The sequence below is a fragment of the Arenicella sp. 4NH20-0111 genome, assembly GCF_040366405.1.
GTDB lineage: Bacteria > Pseudomonadota > Gammaproteobacteria > Arenicellales > Arenicellaceae > Arenicella.
The window spans coordinates 526,956-550,969 of the sequence record NZ_BAABWF010000001.1; the positions used below are offsets into that span (position 1 = coordinate 526,956).

Below are 24,014 nucleotides of genomic sequence, written 5' to 3' on the forward strand. Positions count from 1 at the left end.
CTACTATCTGGGGTAGTGCGTTGTCGCATTGTGTCAAACTATGGTGTGTCACGAGGACAAATAGCCCTGCCATAAGATCGTCAAAATCTTGCTCATCTAAGTCTGTATGATTGCTTGCATTTCGCTCGGTTGAATACATAATTTATCTAATTAGTGTTGGATATTTTAGCGACCAAATAGCGAGAAAGTTCTGCAATTATCGAAGGCCTCTGATATTTACATTCATCCTCAAGGGCCAGCAGTGATAATTTTTTTGCCATGAATTGGCACTCTTTTTCTGATGTAAAACAGAGATCACAAGCCGAAATTTTCTGTTGAGAAATCATCAGCTTTACAAACTCAACGTGCTCTGGGATAACCCAGCAGCCCACCTGGGTTCGAAAAGTTAACTGCGGCATGCTTCACCATCCTTTAATGATAATGATAACCATTCTCATTTAATGGAAAGCATTTGTCAAGGCACCTTTGCTAAACAACGAAAACCTGCGCGTGGAACGCCCTGATTCAACTACCTAGCAAGACGTTTATCACAACTAATGACCTATATTGCTATCCAAGAAAGAAAGTAATTTGGTATAGACCTTCATGCGGTTTTCCAAACTGACCGCACCGTGAGCCACATTTCCGAGATATAACCATTCCGCCTCTTTTCCAACTTTACGCAACTCAGCTCGCATCTTCTTGGCATGATAACTTGGTACCCGTACGTCCTCGTCACCATGAATCAAGAGCACTTTCGCTTTAATTTTGTCAGCTAAATTGATTGGCGAATATTGACGTAGAGCCTCTATATCATTGCCCAACACCTTTTTAAGATAACCTAATCCACCAAAATTTCTTGGAATATCGCCCTTTTCACTCATGGCCTCTAAATCGTAAACACCAACGTACCCAATGGTGCATTTAAACAAGTCTGGCGCCTTAACAGCCGACATCAGAGCGGCGTAACCACCGTAGCTGGCTCCATATATGCAAATTCGATCTTCGGCCACCAAGCCTTCGTCGACAGCCCAGACCGTCGAATCAATGATGTCGTCAATCATAAGGCCTCCCCATTGCGTGTAACCAGCCTTTTCAAATTCTTCGTTATACCCTGAGCTACCTCTAAAATTGACTTGTAATACGGCATAGCCTCTATTGGCAAGCAATTGAGCTTCGCTATCAAAGAATGGGTAATCACGAGCTTGATGAGGTCCACCATGCGGCAAAACAACTAGAGGAGGTTTGGAATCATTTTCAGATAAGCGCGGCATTGTAATGTAACCATGCAACACCTGCCCATCTCGAGCTTTCAATCTAAATGATTTTTTGGGAAGCATTGCTCTTGGGTCGATCCACGAATAATTTGCCCATAGAAAGTCGGCCTTTTTGGTGTTGGTATCGTATGAATAGTACTCCCCAGGATTCGTGCTGCTGTATGCCCTCAACGTAAGCTTAGAACCGTCTACACTCTGACTTGAAAGCCAAACTTGCTTGCCAGAAAACGCGTTAACTAAACTCTTATGTACCTTCGTAGCCTCTGAATCCTTACTATCGACAGAGTAGTGATACTCAATCTCTGCGGGAAACGAAATACCAACCACAGGCTCATTGTTACTGTCTACCTCCCAACCATAGAGGTCTACCTTATTCTCAAACAGTTTTGATAATTCTTTGGAATCCAGATCAAATCGAAACAGTGTTTTCGGCTCACGGTCTGTATACGACCCTTCCATAAAGATCTTCTTTCCATCTCGACTAATTTCCGCGACAACCAATTTCTGTAATTTGTCGCCAAACGCCTCTGAAATATCTACCCATTCATCTTTTTTATTCTGTCGGTAGGATGCATGGCGCATACTCGTTTCATCACGCCATGTAATAAAGTTTATTTCACCTGCATCATTTGCATAGACACTCGCGTCGCGAAATGGGATCACTTCCTTATTGGTCTTCTTTCCAGTGAAGATATCCAATTTACTAACGATGGGCAATCTCTGCCTATCATCATAATAAACATGACCTACAAGCGACCAAGGGTATTCGATAATTAGTACCTTGCGCTTTTCTGCCGGAAGTGTGCTTATTACTCTATGAGTTGCTAGAGAAGATTTTTGATACTTGATTCGACGTCCAATCTCTTGATCATCCGCACGATATCCCGCTAAAAGTTTATTCTGGCTGCTGTCAATGTTGACGGCGAAAAGTTCACCCGTAAAACCGGCATAATCTCGAGATCTGCCTTTTTCAGAAAAAGTATAAATAATTCGCTTATCGCTAACCCACAGTATACTGGAAACCTCGTTATCCTCGCCTGGGGAAACACCACCGACGACGCTGCCATCATCTAAGCTCACAATCAACAGATAGACCTTTTCATCGTCTCTTATACGGGCCGCGTAATGCCTACCGTCCGGAGATATTTTAAGGTCTAAATAGTCGCTTTTTCGTACAAAATGTTCCAACGGCAGGTCAGCCGAACTTGACTCAGCCAAAGGCAGGATGAACAAAAGGGACACCAAAAAGATCGAGATATTTCTCACTGCTTGTGAACTCATTACTAATTTACCAATTACTTTTCACTAAAGATTAGGTGGGTTTCGAGAAGCGCTAGTAAGCCCATATCCGGCTTATATAATCTAAGAATTAATCTTTCCGAGAGAAACATAACTTCCACGCAGAGCACAAATCTATAGATAACGAATAGGCCAATGATATGACACAGAGCTTTAACAGCGTTTAACAACGCTGGATTTTGAAAACAGAGGATTATACAGGTTGATTAGAACAGTATTAAAGCGAGGCGTTTGAAATCTAAATCAAACACTGGGGAATTGACATTGAAGGTTTACAGTAAGTTTAAGCTAAAGCTGTCTACCACCGACATACTTTCGGAGTGCCTAAAACCACCTTTCAGTCTAGCTGTAGTGGATGCTGCCGGTTCGCACTACTTCTAAGCGGCGCCATGAGATGCAAAGAGCCGATGATTATTCGGCTCTTCTAATTTCTATCACTCCCTATATCGTTGCGGCTTGTAAGCCCAACACGATTTCTCTGACCTGAACTTCCTTTTCAAGCCGTTTTTGCATAATTTGCTTTACTTCGCACGTGCACGCTCCACAAACAGTGCTCACTTCGAGCCTCTCTTGCATACTCTCGAACGAACGAACGCCGTCATCGACGGCAGATCGAATCTCGTGATCGGTAACTGATTTACAAAGGCATACAAACATGATTTTTGACGGACTAACAATTTACCAAGGAACTGTAACATCAAAATCATATCATGTAAATGCGAATCAATATCATTAACTTTATTTTTACTATGCCTCTATGGGTACGTCCGCTTCAACTTTAACCTGCTCAATAACCATGTAAGTATGCGTTTGAGACACGCCAGGAAATCTAACTACCCGCTCAAGCACCGAACGGTACTTTTCCATGTCATCAAAACGCACCTTAATTAAATAATCATAGCCACCAGCAACCATGTGGCATTCAGCCACGTGTGGACTCAACATCACTTCTTGTTTGAACTTAAGAAACACTTCTTCGGTAGTCCGCTCTAGTGATACCTGAACGAAGGCCACTTTTCCGTACCCTAACCGAGAAGCATTGAGCTTAGCGGTATACCCATCAATGTAACCCGCTGCTTCCAACCGTTTAACCCGCTCAAGACAAGGGCTTGGACTAAGATGAACCTTATCCGCTAGCGCCACATTTGAAATACGACCATCTTCTTGTAAAGCGGCCAATATTGCGCGGTCAATTCTATCGAGTTTTCGATGCCGCTTAGTTTCAGATTTTCGCTCGATCATTACTACCTCAATTGGCGATGCATTCTATTAAAGTCTTCTTGCAGAGCAGCATTAGGCTCTGGAGTTACCAAACTGACCACAATTATAGCAATCAATGCCAGTATAAAACCCGGAACTATCTCAAATATTACCGAACTTAAAGATTCCCCACCGAGAGTGAAAGGCGCATAAATCCAAACCAATACTGTAATTGCCCCTGTTAAGATTCCGGCAAGTGCACCGAGACGAGTCATTCTACGCCAAAATAAACTCATCAGCACAACGGGCCCAAATGCGGCACCAAACCCGGCCCATGCATTGCTTACTAGCGACAGAATACTACTGCTACTGTCTTGAGCCAATACCACGGCTAATAACGCAACAGCAACTACAGCACCTCTGCCCATAAAGACCAGCTGCTTTTGGCTTGCTTGTTTATGAACAAATGTATGAATAATATCTTCAACCAGAGAACTTGAGGTCACCAGGAGCTGTGAAGAAATAGTACTCATGATCGCAGCCAAGATTGCTGCCAGTAAAAAGCCACTGATTATTGGGTGAAACAGCGTATTTGCAAAGAAGATGAATATCGTTTCAGGGTCATTGAAGTTTGCTCCTGTTTTAGCCACAAATGCTACGCCCACTAACCCAACCATACAGGCTCCAATAAGCGAGACTATCATCCAGCTCATTCCAATTCGGCGTGCGGTTTTGATATCTTCGACGGATCGAATAGCCATAAAACGGACGATAATATGAGGCTGCCCAAAATACCCTAGTCCCCAACTAGCTGCCGAAATAACACCCAAAACACCGACCCCTTGTATTGAAAGAAGATTGGGATTGATATCGGTCAAAATGGATTGAGTCGCAGACCAACCTCCTATGTCCGTAAGCGCAACCAGCGGCACAAGTATTAGCGCTACAAACATAATACAGCCCTGCACAAAGTCTGTTGTACTGACCGCGAGAAAGCCACCAAACGCACTATAGGCAACGACCACGCCCGCGGTAACAACGACACCTAGCCCATAACTTAGTCCGAACGAGGTTTCGAATAGTTTCCCACCCGCTACCACTCCCGACGTGGTGTAAATTGCAAAGAAAACGATAATAACAATCGCACAAATAAGTCTAATAACATGACTGTGGTCAGCAAATCGGTGCTCAAAAAATTCTGGTATCGTGACGGCATCATTCGCCACCTCAGTGTAAATACGCAGCCGTGGCGCAACCAACAAATAGTTCAAGTACGCTCCGACTGTGAGTCCAATCGCGATCCATATGCTCGATAGGCCAGTGGCGTACATAGCCCCCGGCAAGCCCATCAATAGCCAACCACTCATATCGGAGGCCCCTGCAGATAGTGCAGTGACGGAAGGGCTGAGACTTCTCCCTCCCAACATAAAGCCAGAAACATCGCCTTTAGTCTTGCTATAAGAATAAAAACCAATGCCGAGCATAACAAGAAAGTAAATGCCCAAAGAAATAAATGCGCCAGATGCCATAAGGAGAAATGAGTGCGTTTAACCGAATATTTAGTGTGCCAAAAAAAGTCGACCTTAGCACTTTATTTAGGGCTCTAGTCACTAGAAAAACCTAATATGCAAAGATAATCGATGTTAGTGCAGCCATGGCCACGCTAACATGCTACATCAAGCGAACCTTCGTCGAGAGTCTAACGCCAAGCCGCGCGCAACAGCGGTTGTTTTATCGCCCTCAACTATCTTCGAAGTAGGGTACTCAAAAGTCACTTTTCGTTGTAGATGGGCAAGCCCCATTGTGCCTCCAGTAACATAGACCGTGTCGATATCATTCTTAGAAAGACCGGCATCAGAAATAGCCAAGTTCGCTGTGGCTATGATATCTGCACACATTCCATTGATTTGATCTTCAAACTGAGAGCGAGTGATTTCAATTTCCAATCTATCGCGTAAGAATGGCAAGCAAATAACACTGGAATGATTATCTGAAATATTTTTCTTTATCGACTCCACCGCCCCCAATACCTTGTGGGCCTGCCGCGTACTGATTACCTCAATAAGCCGCCTCACCAACTCTGGTCTTACCATTTGTGGTGCAAGCTCCTTCAGACTATCCAGAACTTTCTTATCGTAAAGTAAATCTATTTTATGCCAAGCTGAGGCATTTAAATAGAATGACTTAGGAGACTCAAGGTCGTCTCGTCGCTTAAAGCGTTGACGGTACCCAAAATGCGGCATGACTGTATCCAACGCAATCACGCCATCAAAATCATTCCCCCCAATGTGAATTCCTCGATTGGAGATAACCTGTGAAGCCACCATTTCACTGTGATCTTGAGGAGAAAACTTTACTACCGAAAAGTCGGAGGTACCGGCTCCAATATCAACCACCAATACCGTTTCCTCGTTGGAAACCGTCACCCCATAATTGAGTGCCGCCGCAATCGGTTCCAGCTGAAACTCAACGTTCTTTACGCCAAGCTCTTGAACTATTTTTCGTAAAGAGGCCTCAGCTCTTGCATCTGCTTCACTATTGTCGTCCACAAACTGAACTGGACGACCAACGACTAAGGAAGAAATCTGATGCTGACTGATTTTTTGGGCCGCTTGCAATACACCGCCTATATACCGTTGAATGATGTCACTGACTTTATACGTATTGCGCTTAATTCTAATCTGATGATCTATCGTAGCTGTCCCCAGCGCGCTTTTAAAAGATCGTAGAAATCGCCCAGGCTCCCCCAAATAATAGTTTTCGTAAGCGGCCTCACCGATCGTGATAGCGCCGTCTTCAAAATCAAAGAACAGGGTACTCGGCATTGAATCCTCTCCGTTCTCAATACCCAAAACCGACGTACAATGCTCATCCGCCATGGCGAGTGATGTGTTGGCAGTGCCAAAATCTAAACCAAAATACTTCATTCTATTCTTTTTATATTTAACGTTGTCTCCGCAACCTCAAATTAAATTGCAGTGACATCGGCTTCAAATACCAATTCATCCAAAAGCGCCATACAGCACCAACACAACTCTCTTAATACGCCTATTTAGTCGGAAACTGAGCAATAACTTCCAAAAACTCATCACCATACTTGTTCAGCTTAACCTCTCCGACACCGTTAATAGTTAACATCTCAGCATTACTCTGAGGTCGGTATTGCATCATTTCCATGAGCGTCGCGTCATGAAAGATATGAAAAGGAGGCACTCCTTGATCATCAGCCAACTCCTTTCTACACGCTTTCAAAGCATCCCAAAAACTCGAATCAGACTCGCTAACATTCAACGGACGCTTTTTTACGCGCTCAGGTTTGGCCGACTCAATCCCTTCGCGTAAGAAAATTTTAACTTCTCCTTTCAACAAGCTGCGTGACTTTTCGGTCAACTGAAGCGCTCCATACTGCTCTTCGTTCACTAACAAATAGTTCTGTACTAGTAGCTGCCGTATGACAGACCTCCACTGGCGGTCACTAAATTGTGCTCCAATGCCGTAAGTACTCAGTTTGTGATGGCCAAATTGCTGAATTTTCTGGTTATCTTTACCGCGCAAGACATCAATAACATGACCTGAGCCAAACCGCTGCCCCGTGCGATAGATGTTGGACAATAACTTTTGCGACGCTTCGGTGGCATCCCATGTTTTAGGTGGGTTAAGACAAACATCACAATTGCCACACACATCTTCCTGCGACTCGCCAAAGTACCGCAATAATGCTCGCCGACGACATGTATTGGTTTCACACCATCCGAGCAAGCTGTCTATTTTGGATCTCTCAACTCGCTTGTGATTTTCATTGGCGTTAGAGTCTTGTACCATTTTCGCTATTCTAACGACATCCTGTAAACCATAGACCATCCACGCTTCGCTGGGTTGACCATCACGTCCGGCACGTCCCGTTTCTTGATAATAGGCTTCCATACTCTTAGGCAAATCTAAATGTGCCACAAATCTGACGTCTGGCTTGTCGATTCCCATTCCAAACGCCACTGTAGCCACCATAACAACGCCATCCTCTCTGAGAAAACGACGCTGATTTTCGGCTCTATCATCGGTACTCATCCCAGCATGATAGGCTAAGGCTTTTACGCCTCTTCCTTGTAGCCAGGCTGTCATTCCATCAACCCTATTGCGAGTCATACAATAAACCACCCCAGCCGCGTTCTTGTGGCCTTGCAGGAATTTAATCAATTGCGCTTTAGCGTCACCTTTTTCTTGAACGATATATCGAATATTCGGCCGATCGAAGCTACTCACAAATACCGCTGGATCCGACAGAGCCAAGCGATCAATTATTTCATGCCTCGTTCGGTCATCCGCAGTGGCCGTCAATGCCACTCTGGGCACTCCGGGAAATGCCTGCCGTAAAACATGCAAACCAAGGTAGTCCACCCTGAAATCATGCCCCCATTGAGAAACACAGTGCGCTTCATCGATTGCAATAAGGGACACATCCGTCGCCATTAATCGATTTAAAGTGCTGTCGAGCAGCAATCTTTCTGGCGCAACATACAAAATATCTAACGAACCGTCATGAATAGAACGCATGACCAAATTTTGTTCTTCACGACTTTGGGATGAATTGAGAAAAGAGGCACTCAAACCTAGCTGCTGAAGAGCGTTAACTTGATCTTGCATTAAAGCTATCAAAGGCGATACAACAATCGCAAGGCCCTCCCTCACCAATCCAGGAATTTGATAACACAAGGATTTACCGCCGCCGGTGGGCATCAACACCAACGCATCCTGTCCATCGAGGATGGTCTGAATCACCTCGCGCTGCTTTCCGCGAAAAGAAAGGTAGCCGAAGGTATGCTTTAATATATGCTCTGCACGGTTTATCATCGAGAGTTCGGTCTGATTGATGTATTGCACAATCCAAGCAATTGGTTAAACAGCATAAAAGCCTTCGTTAAGTATGGTTGTATTCAATAGTTGCATTAAAAACCTGTGCTAAGAACTTAGCACTGAGTTTTAACGTACGAGTGAAATAACATGAATCTGGACTTCCGCTCGATGGCGGGCAAGTATGCCCCTCGTTCGAACCTCAATCAAGCACCGACTAATTAAAACCTATGAGCCGCTGGCGCCCACGATTACCTAGATCAACTGCCATCATCACCCGAGAAGGCTATGACGCTCTTGAACGAGAATTGAAATCTCTTTGGGCAAAGCGGCGAATTGTTAACGACGCATTAGCCGCCGCGGCGGCAGAAGGCGACCGATCCGAAAATGCAGAATACATCTACCGTAAAAAGGAACAAGCGGGTATCGACCGGCGAATTCGGTATCTGCAAAAACGAATGCCCGACCTAAAAATAGCGTCGCAGGTAGGCGATAAATCGAAGGTGTTTTTCAGTGCGATAGTCGAATTGGAAAAAGAAGATGCGAGCCTAGTAACCTATCGGATCGTCGGGCCAGATGAAACCAATACAAAAAACGGTGACATAAGTATTGATTCGCCTCTCGCTAAGGTGCTTTTAAAAAAGCAAGTAGATGACGAAGTAAGCATAACAATTAACAATAAAGATAGCTTTTACACCATCATATCCATTCGCTACGCCTAGATTGCACCGTATTAGTGCGAAAAATGTGTCGTAAATGTGACATTTATTACATTTTCGTTACACATGATTGTTTTTACTGCAGTGCTTATTAAAGTTTGATATAAATACGTTGTCGAAGCGGTATGAACGAGCCGGTGAGACATGTTGTTTTTCATTTGAAAACCAAACTAAATATACCCCACCCCTACATTATTTAGTTTGCTTAAGCGCTTTGGCCCTATACCAAAGCGCTTTTTTTATGCCTGTCTTTTCAGGCCCCTACTCGTAAATAGAACAGGGTATGCTCAACGCCACACCCACGTTTGAGCCCCGTCTAAACCGCCTCTATCACCATCGCTATTCCTTGCCCGCCACCGATGCACAGTGTCGCCAACCCATACTTTCCGCCAACCCTTTGCAACTCATAGACCAATTTAGTCAAAATAATTGCGCCACTTCCACCGATTGGATGTCCAAGGGCAATGGCACCCCCGTTGGGGTTTGTTTTATCATCAGGAAAGCCGAGCTCTTTAGAGACCGACAAAGCTTGTGCTGCGAACGCCTCATTTGACTCAATGACATCAAGATCTTCAACGGATAATCCAGCTTTCTCTAAAGCAATCTTCGTTGCCCCAACAGGCCCGATACCCATGATTTCATTAGGCACTCCGCATCGGCCATAGGATACTATTTTGGCCATTGGCTTCAGATCCTGTTTACTTACTTCTTCCGCGGTGGCCAAAACCACCATGCTCGCTCCGTCATTAATTCCTGAAGCATTTCCGGCTGTAACCGTTCCATCATCCTTGAACACTGCGCGTAATCCGTTCAAAGCGTCTAAGGTAGTGCCTGCTCGAGGATGCTCATCTGTATCAAAAACAGTCACTCCTTTGCGTGTTTTGATTTCAAACGGCATAATTTGATCTTTAAAAAGTCCACTTTCTATTGCTTGTACGGCACGTTCTTGACTTTGAAGTGCAAATTGATCTTGCTGCTCCCTTGATATGTCGTACTTCTCAGAAAGATTTTCAGCGGTTACGCCCATGTGGCCCACGCCAAACGGATCGGTCAACCCACCAGTGAGTTCATCCTGAATCTTACCTTCGCCCATCGGCTGCCCCCATCGATTGGTAGTCAACAAATGTGCTGAAGAGCTCATACACTCAGTGCCCCCAGCAACGGCCACACTCACTTCGCCTAATTGCAATTGTTGAGCAGCAAAAGTAATTGCCTCTAGACCAGAGCCGCAAAGGCGATTAACCGTCAGTGATTGCACGTGAGTTGGAAGACCACCTTGCTTGGCGACACGACGTGCCATATAGGCGTCTTTAACATCCGTTCGCAAGACGTGACCAACAACATTTGAACCAATCGAATTAGGTTCAACGTTCGCTCTCTTTACAGCCTCAGCGGTAACAGCGGCGCCCAAATCGGCTGGAGAAACCCCTTTCAAACTGCCACCGAAACTCCCTATAGCCGTTCTAACGGCACTAATAATAAATACTTCGTTTGTCATGATCTAACCTCAAATATGGTCTTAAGTGATAGAGCGACTCTAACTGAGGAAACCCACTCTACAAATAGCTTAAAAGAATGACATAAAGAACCCCCTCAAACTCACTCTAATTTAGAATAAGGAAGTAAAATATCGAAGACAATGCCTTCTCATTCGGATTACTTTCGAATACAGATCGCTGAGCGTTTTCATCGAGAATACCTTTATGCGATGATTAATTTTATCAACCTAGTTATCTAGAAACCAGCTAGGCTTAGGGATGATCACTATTAGTTTGCGTTATCATCAACCAGGACTCAAATAAACACCATGCTACGCTCCGTCAGATTTTACCTCTTTACCTTAACGCTCTTGAGTGTAGGAGCGTACGGTCTATGGCAAATCATCGGAAACGGTGATCGCTATAATAAAGCAGGCATTCGAATTGAATCTAACGCCACCTCCGACCTAAAGCAAGACGATGTTATTACTGATAGCTCTTATTCCCAACTGATTTCAAAGCTCTCAGATAAACATGGACAGAACGCAGATGCGAGGACGCTCAGTGCTCATTTAGATAATATCCAATCTCTCCTTAACGAAGGCCGCTACAGACTCGCGACTGAGTATATAAATGAAAATTATTCGGGTATTTCTTCTGACGACTTGGTACAGATAAAACAACTCTATGCAACCAAAGAGCTCCTCCTTCACCAGCAAGGGGACATCAGTCAATTGCTCACTATTTATGAATCAAAGACGGCCGTCTTTGACGATTTGGAATCATGGAATCAATTGGCGCAGGTTTCAATTAAGCGCAGCAACTGGAGTTCTGCGTTCAGCGCCTTACTGAAAGCGAGTTTACTTGAAACAGACGGCAATAGTCTTGAAAAAATGCTTTCTGCCTTAATCAGAGTGACCGCAAACTTACGTGCACAGCATGAACAATATGGCGATAACTTAGCCAGTCATCGGCTGTATGAAACACTCTATAGGTCACACCCCAGTTTTAATAGATTTCAGCTAGAGTTAGCCTATTCCTATTTGCGCTTAAAGGATCAGGCCAATGCTCGAACTCTGTTAACACAATTACAATATGATATTGAACTGGGTTCTATCAGTAGAGACTTACTGGCAAAGCTCGGTTCCAGTGAAAGGTCGACGGAAATCGACAATGCCACTTCAAGCAAGCAATCGCTAGGCGTTATGATTCCGATTCAGAGACTAGGAACCAATATGCTGGTCAACTTAAAGGTAAATCAAAAGCCAATTACCTTGTTATTAGACACAGGCGCATCGATCACAGCGCTCGATACTAAAACAGTCAGTCGCCTAGGGCTTCAAGCAAACGGTCAATCGATTCAAATTAGCACTGCAAATGGAATTCGAGATGCCAATCTTTACACGATTAGGGATGTGCAATTAGGCTCTTTTGTCATTAAAAATTTAACCATTGCAGGAATTGACCTCGGAAACGACCGACATTTTTCTGGGTTACTAGGAACAGATTTACTCAATAGCGTAAGCAAAGAATATGCCTACTCAATAGACAATGCTCAGAACGCTCTAATATTCACGCCAACCAATGAACTGTAGGTTTTGCTATAATTCATCAGAGAACAACAACTCATCTTCTACTAGCCATAGCTCTTGAAAAGTCAAATCCGCCTCTTCTGAAACCGTAACCATCACCGGTACGGCAGGGTCTGTTACCAAACCAACATTGAGGTAGACTAAACCCAACAAGGCCAAACTGGTGATACAAGCAGAAGGAATAAAAAAGGATTTCAATGACCACTTTGTGCCTATTGGCCACTCTTTAGATTCTGGCTCTTGGGACATACCTTGGGTAACACGAATAATATTTTGTTCTAATTTGTGCGAGTCAATCGTTGCATTATCGAGCTCGCCGAACTCGGCATGCAGCTCTGTAACTAACGCATCATAATCTTCAGTTTTACTCATCACCGTAGACCTCCCGTTGATTTTGCATGACCACCTTCCTAAGCTTAACTTTAGCACGACTTAGAAGAGACTCAACAGCCTTAACACTGACTCCCAACACTTCAGCCACTTTCTTTTGCGGCAAGCCATTAAATACCGCCAAATTAATCGCGTCGGCTTGAGCTCTCGGTAGCTCCTTCATGGCTTGAACTAACAGAAACTGCCGCGCCGCTTGTTGTTCACTTTCATCAACATGATAAAGTGCATCGGGTGCTTCTGGCTCGTCTTTGACTTGCAAATCGACTTTTTGAAACTTTTTATTCGTCCTATAATGATCCCTGCATGCATTCATAACAACTTGATAGAGCCAGGTAGATAACGCCGAGCGTTGTGAATCCCAAGCCGTGGGCTTTTGCCAGAGCTTTATGAAAACTTGCTGAACGACGTCATCGGCGTCTGCCTCGCTCACCACCATTCTTCGTGCGACGCCCACACATATCGGAGTGTATCTGTGGACAAGCTCGGTGAACGCCTCATGATTACCGTTAGCCACCAACCTTATAAGATCAACGTCCTCTATGCCCTTATATGATCCATGAACACAAGAAGACGTTTCGTCTGAGGCAGCGATAGATTTCACTCAACGACTACCCTTCAGTTTCCTGGCGTTTAGCACGCATTTCCTTACGCCTTTCTTTATGTTCTTTCCTCATCCGTTTCATAGACTCCTTTGCTTCTTCTTGATTGATAAAACCGTTGTCATCAATATCAAGTTTATTGAAACGTTCTTGAGCATGTGCGAGATATTCATTCAAATCGACTTGACCATCTTTATTGGTATCAACCTTGACAAGCATTCGCTTCGCTTTGCTCTCGCTTCTCAGCTCTCGCATATCATCTCGGTATTGACGCTTAAGTTCTCGTTTTTCGCTGCGCAAATCAGTCGCCGCTTCGTCATCAGCGACGCTACTACCAACAATTGCCACAGAGCTTAATAGTAATGAGCTCATCATAATGTATTTCAATTTCATGTCTGTTCCTAGTTTCAAGTTACTTTGTGTTTTAGTAATACGAGCAACTCTCAAAAACCCTTCTATATTTACACCGATTATTTGCCTGTACCGTGATAAAAGACGAAAATAGAAGCTCTATAAGAACGAATAAATCGAAATAATGACATGCAGATAACACCGTTAGAGCTCAACCCTGAACTTGAGTTAACATCACTCGCGAATGAGCTTTCTGTGCACAAGAAAGTGCGAATTGAAAATGTACTGACTGATGATTCAGCCGAAGCGATATCTGAAACTCTAAAACAATATACTGCCTGGCAGCTTGCTTACACCGATAAAGAGAGCAAGCCCACAACGATGTCCAATGAGGAGCTGAACAAATTAAGTGATGCTGAGTACGATACTCTAAAACAAGATGTGTATTCCAGAGCGGCACAAGAATACCAATTTATGTATAAATTTTTCCCGATTATCAATGGGATAAATGCTGGCACCATCACTGACAAATCAATGCTTTTTCATATAGCTAGTTTTTTGAATGGTACGGAATTTATTAAATTTGCCCGCCAACTTACTAACCACAACAGCTTAGTGAAAGTTGACCCTCAAGCGAGCCTTTACGAAGGTGGGCATTTCTTAAACCTTCATGATGACATTAGTTATTCAAATGACATTAACGATCAAAGTATAAGACGTTATGCAATCGTGTTGGGATTTACAAAAAACTGGTCTGTAAATTGGGGAGGTAATACAAGTTTCTACACTGGTGCGAATTTCTCTAGCTCAGAGACTTGGTATCCCGGTTTTAACACGCTGACGGTATTTGAGGTTCCTGCGTTACACCGTGTGAATTTCATCGCTCCCTACGCCCCTAAGGGCCGCTATTCTATCACCGGATGGCTCAGAGATGATCCGACGATATCTCGACCTGATTTAGACGACGCCTAATGGACTCCCTTCGAAAAGCCGAGAAATTGTATTTGAACGGCGATGTAGCTGGCACTATCACCTTGCTTAGGAGTCACCTTGAAAGCACCCCTAATGATATCGAAACCTGGCACCGACTTTCGTTATTAGAAGAACAAGCAGGAAATGATCGTCATGCAGGGATAGCGCACCGGAAGTGCCTAAGTTTGGCGCCTAATTTGGCCATCGCTTATATTTATGCTGGGTTTTGGCTATCAAACAAAGGTCGTACTCCCGAAGCAGCCGCAGCATACTCAATCGCATTTGACATGCAACCTGAACGCTTTCTGCAATCAGAGCATACTCAGTCCAGCCACGAAACTTGGCGACGGATAGATCATGGTCGCGCGCTGCTCTATGATTTTTTACAGTCCCACCATCGACAAGTTTCATCAAAGTCGATGACGGCCTCAAATGGAGAATGGGTAAGACTTTCCTCTCTCAGACCGGATAGGCGCCTGCAAGGCGGTCCACCAAACAGTGATTTTTCCCCTGAATTGTTTCGCTTAAATGGCGTTCGCAAACAGCCCTACTACGACCCCGAAGAGTTCAGTTGGAAAGACGAACTATTGTCATCTTCAGACTCCATTCGAGAAGAGTTGAAGAATGTCCAGAGCTCTAACTTATTAACGGAACTCTCTCGTCCATATCTCGCGCAGAATTCAATCAGCAGCGGGCCTTTGAAAAGCCTGGCAGGTTCCAATAGTTGGTCAGCGATTGACTTATACCGTGATGGCATTCCTTGCGAGAAAGCAATATCGTTATTTGATTTAACAAATAACTCCATTAAAAAAATGCCAACTTATGGCTTAACAGAAACACCCTTCGAAGCTTTTTTCTCGCAACTAAAACCCAATCAACACATCGCACCACATTTTGGACAATCAAACCACAGCTTAACCGTTCATCTTACGGTAGACGCTCCCTCTGATGCCTATTTAGAAGTAAGTGGCGAAAAACGATATTGGCAAGACAATGAGCTTTTAATATTTGACGATAGTTTTTTGCACTCTGCCCACAACCCCAGCATGAGCGAACGGACAATTTTGCTATTTTCAGTATGGCACCCTGATTTGAATGCGCAGGATAAAGAAGCCATTCAAGCCTCTTTCATTGAAAGAGGCAAATGGTTAGACAAGCGTCAAGAGGTAATATTTGACGCTCTGCCAACACCCTAATTATCACTCAAACTCTGGAAAGTAATTTGCGTAGTTCTGCCACCGCCCTATTCGATTACTGGTAATCGGTCGTCTGGCTTGAAGTTCGCTAAACGTAAAAGCAAGTGCATCGCCATCTTTTGGCTTCAATACATCTTGACTCCATTCTAGCTCACAAAAACTCAATATTTTTTCACTTATATATTCCGGATTATTAACAAGGTCCTCATAATTAACATCCAAAATTTGCGGAGAATGGAATCCTGTCCAATGGGACATTAGCTTTTCTGCCATTTCAGTCGCGTGGATGGTATCCATCAACCAACTTGCGTATTGATGCCCGAGAGGAAATGGATTTTCGTATACTGAAAGAGCCGTATCCTTAGGATCACGATGCAACTGAACGATTCGGGCCTCAGGAAACAACTTTAAAATTAGCCCCACATTCTCATAGTTACTAGGTAACTTATCCGTAAACACTGGCTTACTTAGATCAACTATTTTATCCAGATAGGCCTGCCTCATCGCCTGCCATTGATCTACTTCAAGCCCCTCTGGCTTAGGCATCTGCCCAGCACTTTGATAAAACCAATAATCCGAGGCTATCGACATCATTGATTCTTGCTCCCCGAGGGCCTGGACATCTTTATGCCGACTCAGGATTTTCTCCACTAAGGTTGTCCCACTTCGTGGCATTCCAACAATAAATATGGGCCTCAAATTAATCGTCTTATCGGATTTCGCGCCCCGCTTTTCAGCCACGGTTAAATTGAAATTATTCTTGATTCGCTCAACTCTCTCTTCCGCCAATTCACTATCGTAGACCGAACGAGTTCGTTTCTGTTCTTCCATACGAATATTGTTCGCTTCTCTAAGGCTGTGAGCGGCAATTTCATAGTTACCAATTCGGTCTGCATATTTTGCTGAAGCAAAAAAGAGCAAAGATTGTTGGTGATACGGTAAGGCCAAAAAAGCACTTTCATCTTGCATTGCCTCCTCTAATTCCGCTAAACCGGCATCCAACTCGGAATCGTCTGCTAACTCAGCCCTCATGTACCACGCTTGGCCATTTAACGGCATTAAACCAATTACTTTCTGAATGCTCGTCTGCGCACCAGTGTAATCTGCATCAAGGCGCTGTAGCTTGGCTTTAATGATTAGCAAATCAGGCGATGTTTCACCTGCGTCCTCTGCTAATTTAATGGCCTGTTGTGAACGCTCTGTTTGCTGCGCCAACAGGAGAAGGTCCGCAAACTTAACGTAGTCCCATGAACTTGGATTAATTACTTTAAGTAATTTTTCAAATGCCTCAATTGCGATTCGATAATCTCGCATAGTGGCAGCTGCGGTCGCCAGTTCCGAAAGCACCGTTGCGTCTTCTGGAAGATCTTCAGACAGACGATACAACACACGAACAGCCTCTGACCATTGATTTTTCAATCCATAGGCACGTGCCATTATAATCTGATCTTGAGGCGTCAATGCCTCTAAGCGTTCTAAGACTTGTAGCGCGCCGTCGGCTTCATTGAGACTGACGAATATCTCAGCAATAGCACCACATAATACAAAGTCATTCCCGCAAAACTTGGTTGCTCGTTGCAACTCTTTTAAGCTCGCATTTCGCTGCCCAAGCTTTGCCAATGCGTACCCATTGTTCAGAGCGATATCGGCCGCGTTTGGCTCAAGCTGTCCAGCTAAACTTAAATATTTGTTAGCCGCTTCAAATTCGCCTTGCTGTATACGCAAAGACCCCAGTCCGAAAAGAGCGTCGACTTGCTCAGCTTTCTCCTCTAAGACTTGGTTAAATCGAGCGTCAGCGAGTTCAAAATCATTGTTTTGCAGCGCTACATTAGCTTGTTCAATCAAGCTGGAAATAGTGTCAGACAAGGTAGGCTCCTTGTTGGTAAATTAGTTATTGTTTTTCAGCCTCGAAATTCCAAGCAAGTAAATACCCTTGTGGCTCGAGTTCAATCGTATTGGTCTTTATTTTACCAAAGCCAGCTTCAGTAAATAGCAATTCTAGTGCAATTATTTCATCTTCTGTAATGGCGGCAGCGTCAAGTTGATGAAGCCTTTGTTTCTCAGCATTCATTCTTTTTTGCATGGACTCTGCTAACAAAATACCACGTGCCGGATCACTTTCTGCCAAGTTAATTATCTGATTTATTCCATCGAAAACCTGTCCCGAAATTGCCCGACTACGATGAGGGCAATGATCTACATTATTCTTTCCTGCACGCTCAAGTTCTTGATAATCAAGCTTTCCTTTACTCCACATAACTACGTTGCGTACAAGACCTTCCGTTGACAACAAGTGAGTCAGTTCACTCAATTTACGTCTTGAGGATGCAAGCAGTTCGCTGTGTGCGTGATGAACAATAAACTTAACACGCCCTCCTTCTCTCACTAAACCAAGACACCTCTCAAGGACTCGCTGCAATCCCGCGTACTCTATACCAAACTGGCTCGTAAGAGCATCAAAGCTTTGTGCGGGGATTTTACTATTAGGCAAACATGTAATATCTGTCTTTGGATAAAACGACACCCTTTTGAGCACAGGCGTCTGCGTAAACAATTTGTGAGGTTGAATGTCCGAATAATCAACTGCACTCACATTCAACTCATCGTTATAAGTAAGCAATGAATGTGGCACCGCGCCATTTCCCGTTGCCAAATCAAGCACCTTAGCTCCATCTGGTAATTGCAAAGCAAAAGCCTGCCATTGCCGTTCAAGCAGCCGTTGGTCATCTCCACCACCACTAGCCAAGCAACTGTGAAGATTCGCAGACTCCCAGTATGTACTCCATGCAGCACTAGTTTCAGTCATTATTAACTCGGTAATACATCGAACGGCGCTGTGAGTCGATATTGCGTTTCACTACCGGTGAACGGCACGGTTCCATGCCATGTAAAGGAGGGGAATAGTACAATCATTCCCGGTTCAGGTTGAATAACTTTATCTATCGTCTCTCGCTCACCTAGCGACAAGGGGCTCTCTCCGAACTTAATAGCGCCCGCCTGATCGTCTAAATTCCCTTCACCAGACTGTGGTAAATGAATGTAACTAGAAGAGCTAATCCAGCCTGCCGGGTGCACGTGATTTACATGAAAACCATCTGTTTTTAATTTAACAGACCATGATCCGGATATTGAAAACGCTGAAGACTTGCGACTCAAAAAAGGGTGACCTTCTTCCCTTTTTAGCAAGTCTACGTAAGATTGAACGATGTCTTGCACACCCCGTTTGAACTGCGAAATAATGGGGTCGTTGCGTTCAAATAACTTGGCCGCGGTTTGAGTACCATTACGCAATGTTTGTTCCAATGGTGCACTCGAAGTCTGATGTAACTTCAACAACACATCTCGTAATTCGTTAAGAAAAGAATCGGCCGAGCTGTATCCATTAGGAGTTTGTAATTTGAAGCTGCGTATGTACTCACCTCCTCGGTTCAACCACTCATACCGTTCGAAGTTTGTAAACTTCCAGACTAAGCTCTGAAGAGCCCAAGTAAGTTGACAATGTGAATCTGATTCTAATAAAGAATCCAAATAAAATTGCGCTCGTTCATAGCGTTCTAGAATAATCGAAAGTTTTATTTGTTCGGTGGCTATGGCGCGGTCAAATCTCTTATCTAACGATTTTTCGTAGAAGTTATACGCCGCGTCGAACTCGGTTGCTTCCGCCAATAATTGTCCTCGATACAAAACCAACTGAGGTAGCGGGCCAAAAACCGTTAATGCGTCATCAGTATAGCGAAGCGCGTCATCAAATAGACCTGCGTTTATCAATTGGCCGATTGATACTATTTGAATATCGAGGTCCTTCTGACCTAGAGAAAGGCTCGTGTTTATATTGCGTGTGAATGCTTCAAAGTTACCAGACTCCCACAGCATTTCATTAAGTGTAGAGACCAATTTTGCGGAGTTAGGTACATGCTTTACTGCCTCTTCAAGCACCTCAATTGCGCCATTTAAATTGCCGTCTTCTTTTAACAATAAGCTCAAACTCACGGCGCCCACATCCAGTGTCTTATCGATTTTTAGCGCATTGAGATAACAACTTTTTGCCTTATTTAAATCACTATGTCGATGATAGTTAACTCCGCGATTGTACCAAGCATTAACGTAGTCTGGGTTTGACTGCAAAACGTGATCATACACATTGTCCGCCTTTTGAAAATCACCGCTTTCTCTGATCGAATTCGCCAACGCCGTCAATGAAGATGCGTCAGCTGGCGCTATAGATTGCAACGCATTTATGGCGCTAGAGTAGTCCGCCATTTCATGATAACAAAGGCCCAAATTTTTCCTTGCTTCGTTAAAACCCGGTTGTTGTATCAATGCCCTTTTGTAATATTCAATCGCAACGGTAAAACGAGATGTTTCCTTATACAAGTTTGCTAAGTTGTTCAGTATTTGTGGGTTCTTGGAATCAATGCTCAAAGCGAGTTTAAATTTTTGCTCAGCGTTTTTGAAGTCTCCATCTTGCTTATACGCCAATGCCAATAGATGCACTATATCCGGCTGATTCGACCACTTTCTTAAGAGCTGAGTCAATCTCTTAATAATCACTCCAGGATCTGTTCCTTGCTTAAGGTGCTGATACGCGGAATTTAGTTCTGACTGAAGCTTGTGCAATTTATTTTGCATAGTATGAGTCGTTGTAAGCGATAAAACGAGGACACTATGAGTATAGTGTTGTCCACACTCAATACAAATATTAAAGAGTCTATTTCAGAATAAAAAACGGCGAGCTAAAAGCTCGCCGTTCTTATTTTGCGTCTAGTATTTTCTACTAGCGGAAACGATATGATCCGCTTAAGAAAACACGTGGACCAAGCAAGTCATACGTTGACGGGAACGTATTCGCTTGTTCTTGAACGTCACCAACTCGAGTTGGCTCTGTGTCAAGAATGTTGTTGATACCAAAGTTGACTGTGAAGTCATCAGAGAATCGGTATGACGCACTTAGATCTAAGTAAAACTCGTCATCGATTTCTGGTACAACAAGACTTGAAGCTGCAACACCATCATTTTCAATGCTGTCATCATCAGCCGAACTCAAGTAACGAAGCAACGAAGAGAAGCTCCAAGGACCTGAAGCCCAAGTTACACGAGAGTTGATCACGATTTCGTTGAATGGTGCACCACATGTGTTACCGAAGTTACCAGCACAGAAGTTAGTATCACCCAACTCAGCAACTGGAGTAACGTCGAAGTCTAACAAGTAAGTACCACGTAGGCCCCAAGATAGAGTTGATCCTTCGCCACCGATACCAAAATCAAAGTTTTGAGCATAGTTAACGTTGAAATCCACACCTGAAGTATCAGTTGCAGCAATGTTTTCGTTCAATACACGAACCAAACCAACGTTACCGTCAGCTCGACGTGAAACCGCTTGACAGAAAGGAGAGCTGGCGTCACGAACTTGGTTGTAACAAATGTCTAGTACGTTATCTACACCGCCACCCAATACGCTGATTGAGTCTTCGATTTCGATATTGTAATAGTCTAAGCTAAGGTCCCAGTTCTCATTCGGTTGATAGATCACACGAACTGTAAACGTATCAGAAGATTCTTCTTGGAGGTTTTCGTTACCACCAAATTGTCCTTCGATTTGTGAGTTTGCTTGTGTGAAGTTACCCACCAACGCTGCAGGTACACCGGTCGCCGCACAAAGTGCCGCATCAGTCGTGCCTGGAATAAAACCAGCTACTGAACATGGGTCAGTCGCTGTTGGGAAACCATTACCACCGCCATTAAACAGTTCTGCTACGTTAGGAGCACGTACCGCTTGTTGGTAACCGATGTTGATGTCTAACTTGTCGGTTGGCTTCAATTTCAATGCCGCAGCAAAAGAACCTACACCACCGATATTAGAGTAATCAGAGTAACGTCCAGCACCCCATAACTCAACTTTGTCGTGTACAGGTACAGATACCTCAGTAAACAACTCAGTTACGTCAAAAGAACCAACAGTTGGGTTACCAGCGTTGAAACCAAGTACATCACCACCAGACAAGAAGCTATCTGGACGGAACGATGACTCATCTTTACGATACTCAACACCAAGAACCAAACCTACTGGTTGCGACGCTGCGCCTACAGTTCCCAATGTTCCAGAAACTGAAGCCTGAGCAACGCTTTGAACGATGTCAGTAATGTTAGTTGCACCAATGTTGATGAAACCAATAGCGGCGTCAGAAATGTTGCCAGCACCAAAGATGTTCAATGGTTGACAGCCGTTAGATGCATTTTGACAAGCTGCACCAGAATCGTCTACCAATACCGCTTGACGGAAACGTGACTCAGAAACGTCATTATTAAGAACGTTAATTTGATCTAGTTGTGAACGACTATAATAAGCGTCATAAGACCAAGTTTCGTTCAAATCACCACGCAACCCAACCAAGATTCGGTTACCTGTACGTGTATCAAGTGATTGACGTGAACCGTTTTCAACCATACGACGACCGATGAACGGTAGGAACGCATTGTCGCTGCCATTCACTACGCCATCGCCATTTGTGTCAGAGCGAATGCCGTTTAGAGCTTGTTGTACGTCTGGTGCGAAAAACGGGCTATCAGGGTTAACTTCTAGTGTTCCAACGAAAGCAGGAGTTGGCGCCAACTCTTGGTCTACTTGGTTACGAACGTAAGTCAACTCAGAGTATGCTTGAACTTTTTCAGTCAAGTCATAGTGAGCCATACCAGTCACCAAGTAACGCTCTTGCGGCAATTGCAAGTAGTTATCAGGCGCGTAGTTGAAACGATCAGCGCCAGTGAAAGGTGCGCCAGAACCATCTGGTAAGAATCGGCCTAAGTTTTGACCGTTTGGCAGAGTTGGGCCACCGAATACACGAGTACCAGGGATACCTGATGAACCACCAGGAACCAACACGCCGCCGCTTTCAGTAAGAGCTACGTTTGAGAACTCACGATCGCCTTGGAATACAGAATCACGACGAGAGTAAGAAGTGTAGATAACAGCATTACCACGACCATTGTCGAAGTTGCCGCCCATGGTTAAGTCAACGTTGAATTTTTCGCCGTCGCCTTCTTCAGTAACATCATACAATGTTGTTACTTCAACGCCTTCGAAATCATCAACAAGCTGGAAGTTCACAACACCAGCAAGTGCGTCAGAACCGTATACAGCCGATGCACCACCAGTAAGCACGTCTACTTGCTTAATGAGTGTGCCTGGAATGCTGTTCAAATCAACTACGCCAGCTTGAGTAGCTGGGATGTAGCGACGGCCATTAACCAACACCAACGTACGTGATGAACCCAGACCACGCAAGTCAACTCGCGCAGTTCCGTCACCAGGGTTGTTTGAACTTGGGCCAAATGAAGGTAGTGTTTGTGGCAATTCAGCAAGCTTTTGCTCAATATTCAAGTTACCAGAAATGGTGAACTCTTCGCCAGAAACAACGGCTACTGGTGATACAGCAGTTAGATCCGGACGCTTAATACGCGACCCGGTAACGATTACTTCGTCTAGCTCTTGCTCGTCTGCTTGCGCGAAAGCAACACCAGAGAAGCCGCCAGAAAGTACAGTTGCTGAAGTAACAGCAAGTGCAATGGCACTCTTCTTGAATGTGTTATTGTAATTCATACACTCTTCCTCTAATTAATTTAGGGTTTATTGTGATAAGCGGTCGCAGCACCTCGGGCAAGGAGCAAGCCATCACCATTTAAACTCCACACAACATTATCCGTTTTACCTAAATAAGGTTGCGTTGAATCAAAAGAGATTTGATCTAACTCATAAACACGAAGCGCCCCCACATGACGGTTTTTCAACCATCAAATTGAAGGCAAAAGCTACTTAACTAGGCGTCATCAAGACGTGGAATAACCCGATCACTCCTAATTTGTGACGAGCTTATTACAGAACTGTAAATAAGACAACCTGTGTAATTTTGTTAAAAACTCAGGTTTCCACGCATTATGCGGTTTTGTTAAATTATTTAGAATTATGTGCTGTATGAGTAAATTGAGTGTGTTTTAAGACAATTATTTCAAGGCTAATACTCCTATATTAGTTTCGGTTTTACAAAATATTCGGCTGGTGAATAACATGAAGTCATCTAGGATACATAATATCAAAGAGAGTATTGTTTTGAGCCGAA

General features: G+C 44.0%; 18 protein-coding genes. 4 read left to right on the top strand and 14 right to left on the bottom strand.

Going from position 1 to position 24,014, the window contains the following annotated elements; genetic code table 11:
• Positions 1 to 533 precede the first annotated feature (533 nt).
• The 6 genes from ABWW54_RS02245 to recQ all read right to left on the bottom strand — a co-directional run bounded on the left by ABWW54_RS02245 (position 534) and on the right by recQ (position 8,603).
• Complete coding sequence (locus tag ABWW54_RS02245) at positions 534 to 2,537, bottom strand: alpha/beta hydrolase family protein (protein ID WP_353409666.1); 2,004 nt, start codon at positions 2,535 to 2,537, stop codon at positions 534 to 536.
• 459 nt (positions 2,538 to 2,996) lie between these two features.
• Positions 2,997 to 3,212, bottom strand: a complete 216-nt coding sequence (locus ABWW54_RS02250; protein WP_353409668.1) for a (2Fe-2S)-binding protein — start codon at positions 3,210 to 3,212, stop codon at positions 2,997 to 2,999.
• A 90-nt stretch (positions 3,213 to 3,302) separates the two neighbouring features.
• Positions 3,303 to 3,797 (bottom strand): Lrp/AsnC ligand binding domain-containing protein, encoded by a 495-nt coding sequence (locus ABWW54_RS02255; RefSeq protein ID WP_353409670.1) that lies wholly within the window; start codon positions 3,795 to 3,797, stop codon positions 3,303 to 3,305.
• 2 nt (positions 3,798 to 3,799) lie between these two features.
• Positions 3,800 to 5,284 (bottom strand): sodium/proline symporter PutP, encoded by a 1,485-nt coding sequence (putP, locus tag ABWW54_RS02260; protein ID WP_353409672.1) that lies wholly within the window; start codon positions 5,282 to 5,284, stop codon positions 3,800 to 3,802.
• A gap of 147 nt (positions 5,285 to 5,431) precedes the next feature.
• Positions 5,432 to 6,682, bottom strand: a complete 1,251-nt coding sequence (locus tag ABWW54_RS02265) for an Hsp70 family protein (RefSeq protein WP_353409674.1) — start codon at positions 6,680 to 6,682, stop codon at positions 5,432 to 5,434.
• 121 nt (positions 6,683 to 6,803) lie between these two features.
• The gene (gene recQ / locus ABWW54_RS02270) at positions 6,804 to 8,603 is read right to left on the bottom strand and encodes a DNA helicase RecQ (RefSeq protein WP_353409676.1); all 1,800 of its coding nucleotides are present in this window, start codon (positions 8,601 to 8,603) and stop codon (positions 6,804 to 6,806) included.
• Positions 8,604 to 8,833: 230 nt separating this feature from the next.
• On the opposite strand from recQ, the gene ABWW54_RS02275 reads away from it, so the two are divergent.
• A complete protein-coding gene (locus ABWW54_RS02275; protein WP_353409678.1) occupies positions 8,834 to 9,325 on the top strand; it encodes a GreA/GreB family elongation factor in 492 nt (163 codons plus the stop codon).
• 313 nt (positions 9,326 to 9,638) lie between these two features.
• Here the strand turns inward: ABWW54_RS02275 and bktB are convergent, their stop codons facing one another.
• Positions 9,639 to 10,820, bottom strand: a complete 1,182-nt coding sequence (gene bktB / locus ABWW54_RS02280; RefSeq protein WP_353409681.1) for a beta-ketothiolase BktB — start codon at positions 10,818 to 10,820, stop codon at positions 9,639 to 9,641.
• Between the two features lie 309 nt (positions 10,821 to 11,129).
• On the opposite strand from bktB, the gene ABWW54_RS02285 reads away from it, so the two are divergent.
• Positions 11,130 to 12,395 (top strand): retropepsin-like aspartic protease, encoded by a 1,266-nt coding sequence (locus tag ABWW54_RS02285; RefSeq protein WP_353409683.1) that lies wholly within the window; start codon positions 11,130 to 11,132, stop codon positions 12,393 to 12,395.
• A 6-nt stretch (positions 12,396 to 12,401) separates the two neighbouring features.
• Here the strand turns inward: ABWW54_RS02285 and ABWW54_RS02290 are convergent, their stop codons facing one another.
• Genes ABWW54_RS02290 through ABWW54_RS02300 form a run of 3 tightly spaced genes read right to left on the bottom strand, consistent with a single transcriptional unit; the run spans position 12,402 to position 13,774 of the window.
• Entirely contained in the window at positions 12,402 to 12,764 is a 363-nt protein-coding gene (locus tag ABWW54_RS02290; protein WP_353409685.1) for a hypothetical protein, read from the bottom strand.
• Positions 12,757 to 13,383: an RNA polymerase sigma factor gene (locus ABWW54_RS02295; RefSeq protein WP_353409687.1), complete on the bottom strand. Its 627-nt coding sequence runs from the start codon at positions 13,381 to 13,383 to the stop codon at positions 12,757 to 12,759. Before ABWW54_RS02295 ends, ABWW54_RS02290 begins: the two co-directional genes overlap by 8 nt.
• 7 nt (positions 13,384 to 13,390) lie before the next feature.
• Positions 13,391 to 13,774, bottom strand: a complete 384-nt coding sequence (locus ABWW54_RS02300; RefSeq protein ID WP_353409689.1) for an EF-hand domain-containing protein — start codon at positions 13,772 to 13,774, stop codon at positions 13,391 to 13,393.
• A gap of 147 nt (positions 13,775 to 13,921) precedes the next feature.
• Between ABWW54_RS02300 and ABWW54_RS02305 the strand changes: the two genes are divergently transcribed.
• On the top strand, positions 13,922 to 14,704 hold the full coding sequence (locus tag ABWW54_RS02305; protein ID WP_353409691.1) for a 2OG-Fe(II) oxygenase: 783 nt from the start codon (positions 13,922 to 13,924) through the stop codon (positions 14,702 to 14,704).
• Positions 14,704 to 15,900 (top strand): aspartyl/asparaginyl beta-hydroxylase domain-containing protein, encoded by a 1,197-nt coding sequence (locus tag ABWW54_RS02310; RefSeq protein ID WP_353409693.1) that lies wholly within the window; start codon positions 14,704 to 14,706, stop codon positions 15,898 to 15,900. Before ABWW54_RS02305 ends, ABWW54_RS02310 begins: the two co-directional genes overlap by 1 nt.
• Before the next feature lie 3 nt (positions 15,901 to 15,903).
• Here the strand turns inward: ABWW54_RS02310 and ABWW54_RS02315 are convergent, their stop codons facing one another.
• From ABWW54_RS02315 to ABWW54_RS02330, 4 genes are all read right to left on the bottom strand, one after another.
• Positions 15,904 to 17,766: a tetratricopeptide repeat-containing sulfotransferase family protein gene (locus ABWW54_RS02315; RefSeq protein ID WP_353409695.1), complete on the bottom strand. Its 1,863-nt coding sequence runs from the start codon at positions 17,764 to 17,766 to the stop codon at positions 15,904 to 15,906.
• A gap of 25 nt (positions 17,767 to 17,791) precedes the next feature.
• The gene (locus tag ABWW54_RS02320) at positions 17,792 to 18,706 is read right to left on the bottom strand and encodes a class I SAM-dependent methyltransferase (protein ID WP_353409697.1); all 915 of its coding nucleotides are present in this window, start codon (positions 18,704 to 18,706) and stop codon (positions 17,792 to 17,794) included.
• Positions 18,707 to 18,708: 2 nt separating this feature from the next.
• Positions 18,709 to 20,529, bottom strand: coding sequence for a 2OG-Fe(II) oxygenase family protein (locus ABWW54_RS02325; protein ID WP_353409699.1), 1,821 nt, complete (start codon positions 20,527 to 20,529; stop codon positions 18,709 to 18,711).
• A gap of 145 nt (positions 20,530 to 20,674) precedes the next feature.
• Positions 20,675 to 23,497: a TonB-dependent receptor plug domain-containing protein gene (locus ABWW54_RS02330; RefSeq protein ID WP_353409701.1), complete on the bottom strand. Its 2,823-nt coding sequence runs from the start codon at positions 23,495 to 23,497 to the stop codon at positions 20,675 to 20,677.
• Positions 23,498 to 24,014: the final 517 nt, after the last annotated feature.

Excerpts from the sequence above, each read along its gene's own strand:
- ABWW54_RS02245 (WP_353409666.1), bottom strand. The coding sequence starts at position 2,537 with ATGAGTTCACAAGCAGTGAGAAATATCTCGATCTTTTTGGTGTCCCTT.
- ABWW54_RS02250 (WP_353409668.1), bottom strand. The coding sequence starts at position 3,212 with ATGTTTGTATGCCTTTGTAAATCAGTTACCGATCACGAGATTCGATCT.
- ABWW54_RS02255 (WP_353409670.1), bottom strand. The coding sequence starts at position 3,797 with ATGATCGAGCGAAAATCTGAAACTAAGCGGCATCGAAAACTCGATAGA.
- putP (WP_353409672.1), bottom strand. The coding sequence starts at position 5,284 with ATGGCATCTGGCGCATTTATTTCTTTGGGCATTTACTTTCTTGTTATG.
- ABWW54_RS02265 (WP_353409674.1), bottom strand. The coding sequence starts at position 6,682 with ATGAAGTATTTTGGTTTAGATTTTGGCACTGCCAACACATCACTCGCC.
- recQ (WP_353409676.1), bottom strand. The coding sequence starts at position 8,603 with ATGATAAACCGTGCAGAGCATATATTAAAGCATACCTTCGGCTACCTT.
- ABWW54_RS02275 (WP_353409678.1), top strand. The coding sequence starts at position 8,834 with ATGAGCCGCTGGCGCCCACGATTACCTAGATCAACTGCCATCATCACC.
- bktB (WP_353409681.1), bottom strand. The coding sequence starts at position 10,820 with ATGACAAACGAAGTATTTATTATTAGTGCCGTTAGAACGGCTATAGGG.
- ABWW54_RS02285 (WP_353409683.1), top strand. The coding sequence starts at position 11,130 with ATGCTACGCTCCGTCAGATTTTACCTCTTTACCTTAACGCTCTTGAGT.
- ABWW54_RS02290 (WP_353409685.1), bottom strand. The coding sequence starts at position 12,764 with ATGAGTAAAACTGAAGATTATGATGCGTTAGTTACAGAGCTGCATGCC.
- ABWW54_RS02300 (WP_353409689.1), bottom strand. The coding sequence starts at position 13,774 with ATGAAATTGAAATACATTATGATGAGCTCATTACTATTAAGCTCTGTG.
- ABWW54_RS02305 (WP_353409691.1), top strand. The coding sequence starts at position 13,922 with ATGCAGATAACACCGTTAGAGCTCAACCCTGAACTTGAGTTAACATCA.
- ABWW54_RS02310 (WP_353409693.1), top strand. The coding sequence starts at position 14,704 with ATGGACTCCCTTCGAAAAGCCGAGAAATTGTATTTGAACGGCGATGTA.
- ABWW54_RS02320 (WP_353409697.1), bottom strand. The coding sequence starts at position 18,706 with ATGACTGAAACTAGTGCTGCATGGAGTACATACTGGGAGTCTGCGAAT.
- ABWW54_RS02325 (WP_353409699.1), bottom strand. The coding sequence starts at position 20,529 with ATGCAAAATAAATTGCACAAGCTTCAGTCAGAACTAAATTCCGCGTAT.
- ABWW54_RS02330 (WP_353409701.1), bottom strand. The coding sequence starts at position 23,497 with ATGAATTACAATAACACATTCAAGAAGAGTGCCATTGCACTTGCTGTT.